The sequence below is a fragment of the Caballeronia sp. INML3B genome (assembly GCF_023631305.1).
Lineage (GTDB): Bacteria > Pseudomonadota > Gammaproteobacteria > Burkholderiales > Burkholderiaceae > Caballeronia > Caballeronia turbans.
Genome location: NZ_JALQDI010000081.1, coordinates 127,387 through 142,043, shown reverse-complemented (window position 1 = coordinate 142,043; position 14,657 = coordinate 127,387). Strand labels below are relative to the sequence as shown.

The window sequence follows — 14,657 nt, the reverse complement described above, 5'->3', positions numbered from 1 at the left end:
AAGGAAGGCAACATGCCCCACGTCGATTTCGAGTCCGGCGAAAGGAGCCCGAGGCTCTCGTCGCGGCGCCCCGCGCCGGTGCGTTACGTTCCGCCGCTGCAGTATCTGTTGGGCGTGCTGCGCTACCTCTGGCCGATCCCGGGTTTGTTCCGCTATGCGGCCGTCCTGTTGCGCGAGGACGTGGAAGAAGTGCTCTCGCGCCCGGACATCTTCAAGGTGCCGTTCGCCGGGGAGATGACGCGGCTCGCGGACGGATCGTGGCCCGGCACGCCGTTCATCCTCGGCACGGACGACAAGAGCGCTCACGACGAGCAGCTCGTCCGGCTGATGCATGTATTCAGACTCGACGATGTGGAGACCGTCGGCGAGATCGCGCGGCGGCACGCGAGCAGGACCGTCGGCGCGGCGACGGGCGGCGAGCTCGACGCGATCGAGAAGCTCATCACGGACGTTCCGCTCGACATTTGCGTCGAATACCTCGGCGTGCCGGTCGGGGACCGCCGGTCTTTCACCGAAGCGCTCGTCTGTCTGAGCGGACACCTGTTCGGGCCGCCGCCGATCGTTCAGAAACCGCATGTGGACGCGATGGCGGACATCGTGCGCGAGGTGGTCGACGATGCGATCCGCGCCGCGCGGCGCGTTCCCCCGAAACCGACGACGGTGATGGGCCGGCTCATGCGCGAGGAGAGCCGCGACACCGAGGTGCGCGCGTTTCTGCTCGGGTTGATCGTCGGTTTCGTGCCGACGACCACCATCGCGGGCGGTCATATCCTCGAGATGATGTTGCGCACGGGCGGGATGCTCAGAATGACGCGCGCGGCGGCTCTGTCGGGCGACGAAACCTTGCTCGGACAATGTCTCTTCGAGGCGTTGCGCTACAAGCCGATCAATTACGGTCCGTTTCGCGTGTGCGAGAAGGACTACGTCGTCGCCGCGAATTCCTGGCGCAGGAAGCGCATCCGCGAGGGCACGTTCGTGCTCGCCTGCACGATGTCGGCCATGTTCGATCGCAGCCGGGTCAAGCAACCCTACGTGTTCACGCCGGGGCGCCCTGCCGCGGACCGGCTGCAATTCGGGCTGGGCCTTCACTGGTGCGTCGGGGCGTTCATCGCGCAGGCGCAGCTCGTCCAGACATTCAAGCCGCTCGTGATGCAGCCCGGTCTCGAACGCGCGCAAGGATGCGCCGGCCGCCTCCAGCGGTGGCCGAAGTCGATCTTTCCTCGGCACCTCGTCGTCCGGATTCCGGGGAAATCGTCATGAGCTCGCCCGCTTTCATCAACATTGTCGTTCCGTTCGATCCGCTCAACGTCGACAACGTCAACGCGGCCATCCGGTCGCTGACGGAGGAAACGCGGGGCAACTATCCGAAGCGCGACATCCGCAAACTGTTGAGGAAGGTGCGAGGCCTGCACTTCATGAGCCTCGGCGTGATCGACACGCTGTGTCCTTCCGAATCCGACGTGGCCCCGAGTCTCAAACCCTCGCGGCCGACGAACAAGGCGGCGCATCTGGTGATTGAAATCACGTCGGACTACGGATCGCGGGTCGTGCTCGCGGAGCTCGCCGAGCATTTTTGCGCGCCGTTGAGAACCGTCCTCGACGCGGCCGAGCCTTCTCTCTCGCGCGCCGACATGCTCGATCTTCTGCTTTCGTACGAAGTCAGGATCAGCGCGAAATGGCGGTTCAGCGCGCTCGGCCAGGTGTTCAGCGGTTCGCCGGGCCTGACCGCCGATCGCATCGCGCGCGAGCGCGATCTCGCGAAGAAGCTGCGCGAGGTCATCGGGCAGGAGCAGAACAAGCCGGGCTGGTATTCGCTCTCACCGCTGGAGCAGCTCGCGCTCGTGCGCCGCACGGTCTGGCTCTCCAGGGGGCGCCCCTGGAAGTGGGCGTTCGTGCCTGAAGTGGCTTTGCCGACGGAAGCCGAGGAAGAGGTCGGATCACTGCCAAGAAATCCTAAGGCGGTCAAGGCGATCTTGCGGAGCTTCCACAACATGGTCTGGCCGCTTTGGGTGCCGCTCGTGATCATTGGAATGGGCGCGAACGTCTATTTCTCGCGCCAGTTGCCGACTTTCGTGGCCGTCATGTGCACCGCGACCACGCTGTTCCTCGTGCTTCTGACGCTCGCGCTCGTGCTCGGTCTCTCGCTGTGGCGGCTCAACATGCTCGGCGCGACCGATTTCGTCGATGAGCGCATCGTGTCGGCGAGGCAGGGCGGACTGCTGCTCGCGAAGGAGAATTTCGGGCAGCAGAATCATATGTTGACGGTGTCGCGTCTCAAACCCGGCATCCTGCGCTGCCTGACGTTGCGCCTCGCGTTCATCGGCGTGGGCGCCGCCGGCTACGTGAACAGGCTCGGCTTCCTCGGCAAGAACGGGGTCATCCATTCCGCGCGCTGGATGCGGCTTCCGTGCACCGATCAGCTCGTCTTCTGGTCGAACTACGACGGCACATGGGAGTCGTATGTCGCCGACTTCATCGCCGATGCGCCCGAGGGCGTCACGGGCATCTGGAGCAACTGCATCGGCTTTCCGAGAACGCGGGGCATCATCAGCGCCGGCGCGACCGACGGCGACCGCACGGTGCGCTGGGCGCGCCGGCAGCAGATTCCCACGCCGTTCTGGTACGCGGCCTACCGCAACCTGAGCGCATCGCGCATCCGCACCAATTCGCAGATTCACGAGGGCTTCGCGACTGCGGGAACGAATCAGGACAGTATCGACTGGTTCGCGCTGTTCGGCTCCACGCCGCGGCCGGCGCCCTCGCTGCAGGTCGCGCAGATATCGACGCTCGCGTTCGGCGGCCTGTCGAGAATGCGCTGTGCGAGCGCCTTCGTGGTGTCGCTCTCGAAGAACGAGGCGAACTGCAAGGCATTCGTCGCGGCACTGCGCGATCTCGCCGTCTACGGCACGGCTCACAAGCAGATGAACACCGCGCTCGCGATCGGCTTCTCGGCGCGCGCGTTGAAGCTGCTCGGCTTGCCGCGCGAGGCCATCGAAACGTTTCCGCTCGCGTTCAAGCAGGGAATGAGCACGCCGGACCGCGCGCGGGAACTTGGCGACATCCACGGCAACGAGCCGACGAAATGGGCGTGGGGCGGCCCGCGCACGAATCCGGATGTGCTCGTGCTCGCGTATGGCTTGGACCCGTCAGATCTGATGACGCTGGAGACCACCGTGCGCCTGGCAATCTCGGCGAATGGCCACACCTGCGCCTACCATCAACCGCTGACGCAATTGCGCGACCGCTCCGGTCAAAAGGCGTGCGGGATCGGCGGCAGCGAGCCATTCGGCTTCATGGATGGCATCTCGCAGCCCGTCATGCGCGGCGCGCCGCAGCGCAACCGCGCGCACGACGAGAACGATCTCGTGGAACCCGGCGAGCTGATCCTCGGCTATCCGGATAACCTCGGCGTGATTCCGCCCGGACCCACCATTCCAGCGTCTTGTGATCCGCATCATCTGCTTCCGGATGCGGGCGTCGATCCGGCGCGCGTGCGTCCCGACTTCGCACGCTATGCGTCGTCGGGGCGACGCGATCTCGGCCTGAACGGGACATTTCTGGTCGTGCGGCAATACGAACAGGACCTGCGCGCTTTCAACACCTGGTACGAGAGCACGGGCATCCGCATCCATCCCGGTTCGCCCGTGCCTTCACCGGGCACGCCGGACTTCCCGATTTCCGCGGCCATTCCGACGTTCTCCCACGTCAAAACGCGTGACGACCTCAAGACCGTGCTCTTCGGGAAGTTTTTCGGCCGCTGGAAAGACGGCTCGTCGCTCGTGCGGCACGGCACGCCGCCGGCCCGCCTGGGCGGCCCTCACGGCAGAACGCCCGACAACGATTTCATGTGCGGCGAGGAAGACCCGGCCGGGCACGGCTGTCCGTTTGGCGCCCACATTCGCCGGGCCAATCCGCGCGACACGCGCTTTCCCGGATCGAAGGAGGAGATCGCCTCGGTGAACCGGCATCGCATGTTGCGCGTGAGCCGGGTTTTCGGCGATCTCGACAAGAACAAGTGCTGGCAACTGGACGAGAACAAGCGGCTCGGCGTGTTCTTCATGTGCGTGAACGGCGATATCGAGCGGCAATTCGAGTTCGTTCAGAAGACGTGGCTGCTCAATTCGAGCCTGCAGGCGATGGAATACGAAGTCGATCCGATCGTCGGGCGCGGACCGGGCCGCAGCTTCAGCATTCCGACGTCGGACGGACCGGTGCGCCTGCCCGATTTGCCGGATCTGACGAAGCTGACCGGCGGCGGGTACTTCTTCATTCCGAGCAAGGCGCTGCTCGATTTTCTGTCGAAGCCGTAGGCCTGTCCTTTTTCGCGCGACGTGTTCGATGTCCCATCGAGGCGATTCAACAGCCAGCCGCGCAGTCCTTTCGGATGGGCGACCTGATCGCGCGTCGCGTCTGGATGCCTGCGCCCGCCGCCATCGGTGGCAAGCGCGACGAGCGCGACGAGGGCGGCGAGGCGGTCACTGGCCAAAGAAAATATCCTTTCCCTGGCTGCCCGTGCCCGCCGAACCGCCGGACTGTCGCGTGCCGGCGATCGAAGGGCCGTATCCGCTACCCGACGCATTTGCGCCGTCATGCACCGCCACGCGCGCTTCGGCGCTCTGAATGCTGCTCGGGTAGCTCGCGTCTTCCGACGCCGGCGAATAGCCGGCGTGCGTCAGTTCGACGAGTTCGGAACGCACCTGCGCGCGCGTCAGCGGCTCGCCTGTCTGCGCCTGCGCCGTCGTTGCAACGAGCGCCGTGGAAAACAGCGTTGCCGCAATAAAGAGCATCTTCATCATTCATCTCCGTTGGATTCGTGCATCGCAGACACGACGGTCCGATGCACCTGCACGTATGACGCACGCGTCGTCGCGCCTGTCCTTGCTTCGTCATCGAACGACGAAGTCGTGATCTACTGACCGCGATAGATGTCGCAGTCAAGCCCCGGCGTGCATGCCCTGTCGGCGCCTGCCGCCCTCGCATCACGCGATGACGGATTGCCCGACATGCTGGCGGGCCGTGCACCGCCATAAGCCGTGTCGTTGGGCGCCGCCGACGGCTCGCCTCTCGCGTCCAGTTGCATCGACGCGTCCTGCGCCGGCGGCCTGTCCTGAGCCTGTGCCGCGCCGATCGCGAACACACTCGCAGCCGAAAGTGCCAGAAATAACGTTGATTTCATCGCCATCACCTCTTCGAGCAAATTTGCGAACGCAAGCCTGCGACGCGCTTGCGACCAGTTTCATGACTGGGGCCTCGGTCGCCGACGCGCACGCGCCGCCGGGGTTCTCGTTCGACTATGCGGATCGAGTTTGCGGGACTACCTCGCGAGCTGGCGCGAGATGCCCAGGTAAGGTTTTGCTTGGAGATTCAGGAGGGAAGACGAACTCGAGTTCGACAATTTGAATAGCCGAACGTCGAGTGTTTGACTGTTTGATGGTTCCGGCATCGGGGCCGATGCCGGAACGTGTGACGATCCGCATGCACATCGTCGAGGCGCGCCTGCGGATGCTCGCTTCGTCAATACTGACGGCGGGAACGTTTCGTTCTGGTCGCTGCGAGCGAGCTCTCGCTATTTCGACAGCAACCCGAACACGGCGACGCCGCTCTTCGTCCCCACATACACCTTGCCGTTCGCGATCATCGGCGTGACGAACTTGTTGCCCGGGCCGAACTGGTCTCGCCCGCCGGCATCGACGCTGCTGTAAAGCTCGTTGGCCAGATTGTTCGCGTCGTAAGCGCGCAGCACGCCGATCGAGCCGTTCTGCGCCGCCCACAGAATGCCGTTCGCCGTGCCGTTCGCGGAAATGCCCGGCGTCGCACCGGGGAAGCCGAATGTGTTCGGCGTCTGACTGGCAGGCGTGCCCGACAGCGCGGCGTTCGAAACCCTGAACGCCTTGATGGTGTCGCCGACCGCGCCGAAATACACCGTGTTGTTGAAGTACGCGGGCGCCCCGAACATCGGTCCGCGTATCTGGCCGACGAGCTCCTGATAGATGTGATCCGCGTTCGAATCGAACTTGCCCATCGAAAAGCGATTCACGACGTAGATCGTCGAGTTCTTGCCGGCGCCGACCGCGAGATGCCAGACCTTGCCGTTTGCATCGGCAAAATTCGGCAACACCATTGCGCCGCCCGAGCCGAGGTCTTCGTCCTGATTCGACTCCTGCACCGTGTTCGACGGCTGAAAGTAATCCTGCACCCTGAGCGGCCCCAGGTTGAGCCTCAGGAAACCATTGCCGTAGTTGTCGTGGATCGGCATCTCGTGCTCGTTTTGCGTCGGGTCGAAGGTGCCGTTGGCGTCGAGCAGATAGATCGCCTCGCCGTCCGACGCGAGGCCCGCGCCGCTCATCCAGATGGAACCCATCTGGCCGTTCGGCGTGACATTCAGCACGCTCGCCTGCTGCAGCGTGTTCGCGTCGTAGCCCATCACCCAGCCGGTGTACGGCATGTAATCGCAATGCGAGGTCCACGCGGTATAGACGACGCCGTTCAGCAGAAGCAGCGCCGCGCGCTCGGCGTACTGGCCCGGATCGAACGTGAGCGTGCCGTTCTGACTGCCCGCGCCAGTGCCCGGATAGGTCGCGCGGATCTCCGTCGGACCGTTGAAGAGCTCGGCGCCCGTCGTGATGTCGAGCGCGTGAATGCGCTGGTGATAGCCGCCCGAGCCATCCTTCGACATGCCGACTACATATATCGCACCGTTCGGTCCGCGCGAGCGGTCGATGACCGGCGTCGCCGTGACGCCGATGGTCGGCGTGATCTGCGTGCACTTGTGGTCGTCGCTCGGCGACTCGCCGTTGCCGAGGGTCGAGACCTTCCAGAGCACGGCGCCGCTGTCCGCATCGAAGGCGTAGACGCTGGCATTCTCCGTCGCGACGTAGACCACGTTGTGCGTGCCGCCCGCGATCGGCACGCCGGCGAGAAAGAGCGGCTCGGCGTCGACGACGCCATCGACGGAATAGACGGCGAGCTTGCCAAAGGTACTCGAACGAACGTTCGCGGGCGTGAGGATCGTTTCCGCCAGTTGCTGGCCGGTGCGGGCAATGTCGTTGTGCCAGGTGACGACGTCCATCGGGTTCGCGGCGGCCGCGCCCGCTGCATTCGACACGCTCGATGGCGTCCTGGCCGCGGCGGCCGATGTCGAATCGCCGCCGGAGTCACCGCCGCTGCACGCGCCGATGATTGCCGTGATCAGCACGGCGCCGAGTGCGGCGGCATAAGCGGAAAAACGCGCATTCATTTGCTTTCTCCTTCTCCGAAAGCCGGCACGGGCACCGCGCTGTCGCGCCACGGCGGTGCTGCAACAGAGCAATTTCAGTCAGAGCAATTGCAGTGCCCCGGTCTTGCGGCGGACGCTGCGACCCGTCGAGCGCTTTTTACACCGGAAGCACACGACGACCTTTTCGCCACCGAACGTTCGGGCGCAACGTGAGACGCCTGGTCTTCACTGATCAGAAAGCTATCGTGCAGCGGCACGACAACGCGTTTGTAATCTTGACGGGCTTTATGGCGAACGATGAAATGCGTCGGCGACTATTGAAGGACTCCGGTGCATAGCGTGCCACGCGGGAGCTTCCGGACAGACTTGCTTCATCGCAGGCGCTTGTCGAATTCACGAAACAGGTTGTTGCCGGGCCGGGCAGAGCAGCATTCGACGGTGACGACCGTTTGAAAGCTATCGCAGATCGCAGAGCGAATCAATGCGGCCGCGAAAAATTATTTTCGACACGACGATGCAAGTTCGAGGCGGCCGTTCTCCATGCTTGCGGCGTTTGTTGATCAAAAAGATTACGATTCGGTCAGGTCCGCCATATTGGCGAGCGGGTTCGAAAAATTCTTCCGGGAAGTTTTGAAAGATTCATTACGTCCCTGACGTGCATCGCCAGTTGCCATTTCAGAAACTCGAAAGTCCATTATTGCCCTTCGCCGGTCCTGCAAAGAGCAATGCCAGTAAGCCATCCTTATATAGAAAAAAATCGGTCTGCTCGACGAGTTGTTCCGGCTCTAAAAAACGAATGTGTCCAAGTGCACATATTTATCTATTCATTTCATGAGACGAAGTTTTGTCGCAGATTTGGGCTGCTAATCTTCGATCGAAGATCATCGCAATACGAAAGGGCCGGGCGGCGGCGACATGTCTTCGCGGGCACGTCCTACTGGAAGTTCGCAGTGCGGTTCACACCCTGAGCGCTCGAAACGAGGGTCATCATAGTGCCGATGTGTACGATGCAGGTCAGCCGCGACAAGCTGCCGGACTGCGCGAAATCCGGGATGCGTGCGCCTTCGCTGACCCGCCGTTCCATGCTTTGCGACATGGCCGCGCTCGCTCTTGGTGCGGTAAGTCCCATCGCATTCGCGCAACATGGCGGCCTCGGACTCGTCACGCCGCCGCTTCGTCTCGACGATGCCTGGCTCGTCGACCAGACCGGCAAGAAGCGCCTGCTGAATGACATGCTGCACCAGGGTGTAACCGCACTGCAGACGATCTACACCGGTTGCGGCACCGTATGCCCGCTGCAAGGCGCGCTTTTCAGCACGGTGCAGGAACGGATCCCGGGAATCCGCGCCCGTCATCCCGTGCAGTTGTTGTCGATTGGAATCGATCCGCTTTCCGATTCACCCTCCGCATTGCGCGCCTGGCTCGAGCGTTTTCAGGCCGGTCCCGCGTGGAATGCAGCGACGCCAGCACTTTCAGATGTAGACCGGGTGCGCGTGGCGCTGTCGGGCAGCAAGACGCCCCTCGGCGACATCGCGGACCATTCCACGCAGGTCTATTGCTTCGATGCCAACGCGATGCTGCGCTGGCGAAGCGCCGACCTTCCTCGCGTCAACGACATCTGCGATGTGCTCGGCGCGCTTGCACGTACATAACCAGCCTCATGTACGGGGAGCAACCATGCCAGAAATTCATTCGACGGGACACGCGCCCAGCCTGCTCGTCCGATGCATGCGCTTTTTGCTGCTGATCGCGTTATCGCTCGCGTTGTCCGGCGTATCGCTCAGTGTGCGCGCGCAAACCGCGGCTCCCGTCACCGTGAGCGGCACCAACCTGTGCGCGGACGTCAGCGGCCAGTCGACGACACCGGGCGCACCGGTGATCGCCTGGACTTGCTGGGGCGGCGCAAACGAGCAATGGCTCCCGTCTGCGACCGGCGCCCGGTACACCCTCGTCAACCAGAACAGCGGCCTGTGCATGGACGTGTCGGGCCAAAGCCTGAGTCCGGGCGGCCCCATCATCCAGTGGACCTGCAATGGTGGCTTGAATCAGGCCTTCACGTTGATGCCGCAAGGCGCGGGCTACGCAATCGTCGCGGGGCATAGCGGCTTATGCGTGAGCGCGGCGAGCACGACTTCCCAGGGTGCCCAGTTGAGGCAGCAGGCGTGCAATGGAGGTGCGACACAGACGTGGATGGTGAGCGGCTTGCCGCCGCAGAAAACCGCATTGCCTTCGAAGTGGACGGCGCCCATCACGCTGCCGCTCGTTCCGCTGCAGGCCGCAAATCTGCCCAATGGAAACGTGCTGGTCTGGTCGGCTGACAGCGCGCTCGACTTCACCCCGGGGGCGAACCCGCCGCGCAGGACGTATACGGCAATCTTCAATCCGTCGACGGGCAGGAGCCAGCAAGTGATCGTGACCAATACCGGACATGACATGTTCTGCCCGGGCATCGTCAACCTTCCTGATGGCCGGATTTTCGTGACCGGCGGATCGACCGCGAAACTGACCAGCATTTATTCGCCTTCGACTAATTCGTGGACCGCGAGCGATCAGATGAACATCGCGCGCGGCTATCAGGGCAGCGTGACATTGAGCAACGGCGACGTGTTCCTCGTGGGCGGCTCGTGGAGCGGCGGGCTCGGAGGCAAGAGCGGTGAAACCTGGACCGCGGGTTCGGGCTGGCGGATCAACGGCGCCATCACGGACGACTACATCCTCACGAACGACGCCGGCGGTCTGTTTCGCGCCGACAATCACGCATGGATGTTCGCGGTCGGTGATGGACGCGTGTTTCACGCGGGACCGAGCCGGGCCATGCACTGGTTCGATACGGCCGGCAACGGCAGCGTGACCGCGGCCGGCAACCGCGGGAGCGACAACGATGCCATGAACGGCAACGCGGTCATGTACGACGTCGGCAAGATTCTCACCGTCGGTGGCGCGCCGAGCTACGATCAATCGCCGGCCACCGCCAATGCAACGCTCATCGACATCAGCAGTGGAAACGCCGTAGTGCGGACCATTGCGCCGATGAGCTACCGGCGCGCGTTCAACAACAGCGTCGTGCTGCCGAACGGACAGGTCGTCGTGGTCGGCGGGCAGACGTTTGCTGCGCCTTTCTCGGACGACAACGCGGTGCTCACCCCGGAGCTGTGGGACCCCGCGACCAATTCGTTTTCCCCGCTCGCCCCGCAGGCCGTGCCGCGCACTTATCACAGCATGGCGCTGCTCCTGAACGACGGACGCGTGCTGAGCGGCGGCGGCGGACTGTGCGGATCATGCGCGACCAATCACACCGACGTGGAGATATTGACGCCGCCGTATCTGCTGAATTCGGACGGGTCTGCCGCGTCCCGGCCGAGCCTCTCGTCCGTTCCGTCGGACGCGCAGCTCGGCACGACGATCGTGGTGACGGCCAGCAGGGCAGTGCGCTCATTCGTACTGATGCGCTCCTCGTCTTCCACGCATTCGCTCAACAACGAGCAGCGACGCGTGCCGCTGACATTCAGCGTGGGTACCGCGGGCGAATTTCATTTGAACATTCCTTCCGATCCGGGCGTCGTCGTCCCCGGCTATTACATGCTGTTCGCGCTGAACTCGAACGGGGTGCCGAGCGTCTCGCGCGTATTGCGCGTGCATTGAATGGTGCGGCGATACCACTCTGCAACACAGGCCATCGCGATCGGCCTTGCGCTCCTCGCGCTGACACCGCTTGCCCGCGGCGAGGCCGCGTGCGATCGGGCCGACCTAGGGTGTGCAATTTTCAGCGGGCAGCATCCGATGTCCGCGCATTTGCGCGACGACGATCGTCCGCTACCTTCCTGGACGACCCGATGCGTCAATTGCCACACAGGCACGTCGAAGGCTTCGGCCTTCGCGCCGCCGCTGACACACGACGCCCTGCTCGGCGCGACAAGTCGCCGGGGCGGGCCGATCAGTCACTATGACGCGACGTCCTTCTGCCGGGCGGTCAAAGACGGCATCGACCCGGCGGGCGTCCTGCTTGGCAAGTCGATGCCTCACTATCGGATGACCGATGCGCAGTGCATGGCGCTCTGGCGCTTCGTCGTGCGTCGATGATCGTAGTCTGGCCTTCGGCCGCCTGTTGACGGCTTCTCTCAAGAACGCCGTGTTAGAAGGTCACGGTCTTGCCGCCATCGGCGGTGAGAATCTGCCCCGTCACGAATGCAGCGCCCTCGCTCGCCACATTGAGCACCGCGCTGATCGGTGCGATCGTCGGCGGCTGATTCGATTCAAATGTCATTGCGCCAAGGCTGCTCGTCCCGCTTCTGCTTGCATAGCTCGATGAACCTCTGTACCGGCGCGGTCGCCGTGGCCCCGCGACGCGTGGCGATGCCGTATGGCGCGCCGCGTCGTTCTATGCGAATCGGCAGCACCGCCATCATGCCGTGCACCTGGAAGTATTGCGCGACCTTCAACGGCATCAATGCGACGGTGCCCTCGCTCGCTCGCAGCAACGACAACGTGGCAAATGTCGAAGACGTCTCGATGGCGTAACGCGGGAAGGGAACCTCGGCGTCGTCGAAGAGCTGTTCGAGCAGGGAGCGCATCGGCAGCGCGGCTTGCGGCACGATCCACGGGTTGTCGGCGAGCTCCGCGAGCGACAGACGCTGCACGCTCGCGAGCGGATCGGCGCCGTCCACCACCAGACACACTTCCTCGACCTCGAGCGGAATGAAATCGTAGGCTTCCGGGTGGACGCTGATGCTCGGCCGTCCGATGACGAGATCGAGCAGACGCTGATCGAGCATCGATAACAGGCGGGCGCTATTGTCCTCCCAGACCTCGACGGACACGTCCGGCTGCACTTCCCGCAAAGAGCGAAGTATGGGCGCGAGCCACTCGGGCATCGAGCCCATCACGGCGCCGATGGCGAGCATGCCCCCGCCGCCGCGCATGATGGCTGCAAGCTCGTCGCGCAGCGCGCCGATCTCGGAACGCACGGCGCGCGCATGACGGATGACGCAGCGTCCGAGTTCGTTCGGCACGATGCCTCGCGGCGATCGCGCGAACAGCTCCGCGCCGAACATCGCCTCGATTTCGCGCAGCGACTTGGTCGTCGCGGGCTGCGAGAGCGACACCTGCTGGGCCGCCTTTCGCAGCGAGCCGTGGTCGTCCAGCGCGATCAGAAGCGCGACGTGATTGCCGCGCAGCCGCCTCAATATCGCATCGATACTGGTTATCACCGATATAACTCCAACGTCTCACCTGATCGGAAGGTTTCATTATCTGGCCGCATCGATGCCTCTTTAAACTGGTTTCGTCGATGTTCGTCGCAGCCCGGCGCTCGACGGCGCGGCTCGATCATGCCGGAATACACGCGGCGTGAGCAAGCGAACCGGAAATCACGCATCACAGGAGAGAGGCAAATTGAAAAGAATCGGACTCGATGTCGGCGGCACCTTCACCGATGTCGTGATGGTGGACGATGAGACAGGGCGCATCTGGTCGACCAAGGTGCCGACGACGCCGAAGGATCGCGTCATCGGCACCATCGAAGGCTTCCGCAAGATTCTCGAACTGTCGGGCACCGACAGCGCCGACGTTTCGTTTCTCGGGCACGGCACGACGATGGCGACCAACATGGTCGTCGAGGGCACCGGCGCGAAGACGGCGCTCGTCACCACGCGCGGCTTTCGCGACATCCTCGAACTGAGGCGCGTGTCGCGCCACGATCGCGCCGATCTCTACGATCTGCTGTTCGACAATCCGCGTCCGCTCGTCGAGCGCCGCTGGCGGCTCGAAGTGAACGAGCGCCTGCGCCATGACGGCAGCGTCGAAACGCCGCTCGATCATGCGCAACTCGAAGCGCTCGCCGATCAGATCCGCGCGTCGGATGTCGAAGCCGTCGCCGTGTGCTTTCTGCATGCGCACGTCAATCCGCGGCACGAACGCGAAGCCGTCGATGCGCTGCGCCGCCTGTTGCCGGATCATTTCGTCTGCGCATCGCACGAGGTGAACCCCGAATCGATGGAATACGAGCGCGCGAGCTCGACGGTCATCAACGCGATGCTCGGCCCGGTCTGCGGACGCTACATCGGGCGGCTCATCAGTGCGCTGGCGCAACACGGCTTCGCGGGCGAGTTCCTCTTCATGCAGTCGAACGGCGGTCTCGCGGGTCCGGCGATGGTCGCGGACAAGCCCATCGTGCTGCTCGAATCGGGTCCGGCGGGCGGCGTCTCCGCGGCGATCCGCAACTGCGAGAAGAGCGAGCTGAAGAACGCGATCCTCGGCGACATGGGCGGCACGACCTTCGACGTCTCGCTGATCCGCGACTTCCGCCCCGAACTGCGCAACAAGAGCCTGCTGCATACCTACACCGTGCGTTCGCCCAGCATCGACATCGACTCGGTCGGCGCGGGCGGCGGCTCGATCGTGTGGATCGACGCGGGCGGCGGCGTGCGCATCGGACCGGAGAGCGCGGGCGCGGACCCCGGTCCCGCGTGCTACGGACGCGGCGGCACGCGTCCGACCGTCACGGACTGCAATCTGGTGCTCGGCTATATCGATCCCGACAGTTTTCTCGGCGGCGAATTCAAGCTCGATGCGCAGGCGGCATGGCGCGTCGTCGACGAAGTCATCGCGAGGCCGCTCGGCGTCTCCGTGCCCGAAGCCGCGCAGGTCGTGCGCTCGGTCGCCAATGCGCTGATGGCTCAGGCCATCCGCATCATGACGGTCGAGCGCGGCTACGATCCGCGCGAGTTCTCCTACATCTGCTACGGCGGCGCGGGGCCCGTGCACGCGGTCGATCTGGCGCACGAAATGGGCATCCGCCGCGTGGTCATCCCGCCGCTGCCGGGTCTCTTCAGCGCGTTCGGCATGACGGTCGCGGATCAGCAATACGACTATCAGCGTCCGCTCGAAAGCGATCTCGCGATGCTCGACGGCGCGGCCCTGCACGCCGCGCTCGAAGACCTGACCGCGCAAGGCATGGACGAGTTGCGGCGTCACGGTGTGCAAGCGCGGAACGTGAAGGTCGTGCGCCTCGCCGATTGCCGCTACGCGGGCCAGCCCGACGTCATCACCGTCGAAGTGCAGGGCGAGGCGCAGGGCATCCGCGCAGCGCTCGCGCAGGCCTTCGAGGACGCGCATCTGCGGCAATGGAACTTCGTCAGCAAGGACAAGCCGGTGGTGATCGCCAATGTGCGCCTGCAACTCGTGGCGACGACCGGCTGGCGCGGCTGCGTCGCGAGCGCGGATGGCGGCGAACTGCCGAAGCCGGTGCGCACCCGGGAGGTTTATTTCGACGACCGCGCGCGCACCCTGCCGGTATTCGCGCGCACGCAGATCCCGGTCGGCGCGACCATCCAGGGGCCGGCGGTCATCGAAGAGCACAGCAGTTGCGCCGTGCTGAAGGCGTCGCATGTCGCGCGCGTCGATCCCGATCTCAACCTCGTCATCGAACTGGCAGCCTGAATTC

11 protein-coding genes are annotated in these 14,657 nt (G+C 64.2%); 6 read left to right on the top strand and 5 right to left on the bottom strand.

What is annotated here, in order from left to right:
• Positions 1 to 12 precede the first annotated feature (12 nt).
• Both NCS58_RS32915 and NCS58_RS32910 read left to right on the top strand, forming a co-directional pair.
• Positions 13 to 1,260 (top strand): cytochrome P450, encoded by a 1,248-nt coding sequence (locus tag NCS58_RS32915; protein ID WP_143756348.1) that lies wholly within the window; start codon positions 13 to 15, stop codon positions 1,258 to 1,260.
• Positions 1,257 to 4,310: a hypothetical protein gene (locus NCS58_RS32910; protein ID WP_250477958.1), complete on the top strand. Its 3,054-nt coding sequence runs from the start codon at positions 1,257 to 1,259 to the stop codon at positions 4,308 to 4,310. Before NCS58_RS32915 ends, NCS58_RS32910 begins: the two co-directional genes overlap by 4 nt.
• 165 nt (positions 4,311 to 4,475) lie before the next feature.
• Here NCS58_RS32910 and NCS58_RS32905 read toward each other — a convergent pair whose 3' ends face one another.
• From NCS58_RS32905 to NCS58_RS32895, 3 genes are all read right to left on the bottom strand, one after another.
• Positions 4,476 to 4,796: a DUF4148 domain-containing protein gene (locus NCS58_RS32905; RefSeq protein WP_311765934.1), complete on the bottom strand. Its 321-nt coding sequence runs from the start codon at positions 4,794 to 4,796 to the stop codon at positions 4,476 to 4,478.
• Positions 4,797 to 4,909: 113 nt separating this feature from the next.
• Positions 4,910 to 5,176, bottom strand: coding sequence for a hypothetical protein (locus NCS58_RS32900; protein WP_250477957.1), 267 nt, complete (start codon positions 5,174 to 5,176; stop codon positions 4,910 to 4,912).
• A gap of 390 nt (positions 5,177 to 5,566) precedes the next feature.
• Complete coding sequence (locus NCS58_RS32895; RefSeq protein ID WP_250477956.1) at positions 5,567 to 7,237, bottom strand: pyrrolo-quinoline quinone; 1,671 nt, start codon at positions 7,235 to 7,237, stop codon at positions 5,567 to 5,569.
• 977 nt (positions 7,238 to 8,214) lie between these two features.
• On the opposite strand from NCS58_RS32895, the gene NCS58_RS32890 reads away from it, so the two are divergent.
• From NCS58_RS32890 to NCS58_RS32880, 3 genes are read left to right on the top strand one after another with little or no spacing between them, the layout of a single operon-like run.
• Positions 8,215 to 8,868 carry an SCO family protein gene (locus NCS58_RS32890; RefSeq protein ID WP_250478010.1) on the top strand — a complete coding sequence of 218 codons (654 nt, stop codon included), beginning with the start codon at positions 8,215 to 8,217 and terminating at the stop codon, positions 8,866 to 8,868.
• 25 nt (positions 8,869 to 8,893) lie between these two features.
• On the top strand, positions 8,894 to 10,858 hold the full coding sequence (locus tag NCS58_RS32885; RefSeq protein WP_061118673.1) for an RICIN domain-containing protein: 1,965 nt from the start codon (positions 8,894 to 8,896) through the stop codon (positions 10,856 to 10,858).
• The gene (locus NCS58_RS32880; protein WP_061118672.1) at positions 10,859 to 11,296 is read left to right on the top strand and encodes a hypothetical protein; all 438 of its coding nucleotides are present in this window, start codon (positions 10,859 to 10,861) and stop codon (positions 11,294 to 11,296) included.
• Between the two features lie 52 nt (positions 11,297 to 11,348).
• On the opposite strand, the gene NCS58_RS34290 is transcribed toward NCS58_RS32880, so the two are convergent.
• Entirely contained in the window at positions 11,349 to 11,480 is a 132-nt protein-coding gene (locus tag NCS58_RS34290; protein WP_284502510.1) for a hypothetical protein, read from the bottom strand.
• Positions 11,470 to 12,423: a LysR family transcriptional regulator gene (locus NCS58_RS32875; protein WP_061118671.1), complete on the bottom strand. Its 954-nt coding sequence runs from the start codon at positions 12,421 to 12,423 to the stop codon at positions 11,470 to 11,472. The genes NCS58_RS34290 and NCS58_RS32875 overlap by 11 nt, the downstream gene beginning before the upstream one ends.
• Before the next feature lie 184 nt (positions 12,424 to 12,607).
• Here NCS58_RS32875 and NCS58_RS32870 point away from each other — a divergent pair, with 184 nt between their 5' ends.
• On the top strand, positions 12,608 to 14,653 hold the full coding sequence (locus NCS58_RS32870; protein ID WP_250539014.1) for a hydantoinase/oxoprolinase family protein: 2,046 nt from the start codon (positions 12,608 to 12,610) through the stop codon (positions 14,651 to 14,653).
• Positions 14,654 to 14,657: the final 4 nt, after the last annotated feature.

Coding starts and splice junctions, on each gene's coding strand:
- NCS58_RS32915 (WP_143756348.1), top strand. CDS start 13: ATGCCCCACGTCGATTTCGAGTCCGGCGAAAGGAGCCCGAGGCTCTCG.
- NCS58_RS32910 (WP_250477958.1), top strand. CDS start 1,257: ATGAGCTCGCCCGCTTTCATCAACATTGTCGTTCCGTTCGATCCGCTC.
- NCS58_RS32905 (WP_311765934.1), bottom strand. CDS start 4,796: ATGATGAAGATGCTCTTTATTGCGGCAACGCTGTTTTCCACGGCGCTC.
- NCS58_RS32900 (WP_250477957.1), bottom strand. CDS start 5,176: ATGAAATCAACGTTATTTCTGGCACTTTCGGCTGCGAGTGTGTTCGCG.
- NCS58_RS32895 (WP_250477956.1), bottom strand. CDS start 7,237: ATGAATGCGCGTTTTTCCGCTTATGCCGCCGCACTCGGCGCCGTGCTG.
- NCS58_RS32890 (WP_250478010.1), top strand. CDS start 8,215: ATGTGTACGATGCAGGTCAGCCGCGACAAGCTGCCGGACTGCGCGAAA.
- NCS58_RS32885 (WP_061118673.1), top strand. CDS start 8,894: ATGCCAGAAATTCATTCGACGGGACACGCGCCCAGCCTGCTCGTCCGA.
- NCS58_RS32880 (WP_061118672.1), top strand. CDS start 10,859: ATGGTGCGGCGATACCACTCTGCAACACAGGCCATCGCGATCGGCCTT.
- NCS58_RS34290 (WP_284502510.1), bottom strand. CDS start 11,480: ATGACATTTGAATCGAATCAGCCGCCGACGATCGCACCGATCAGCGCG.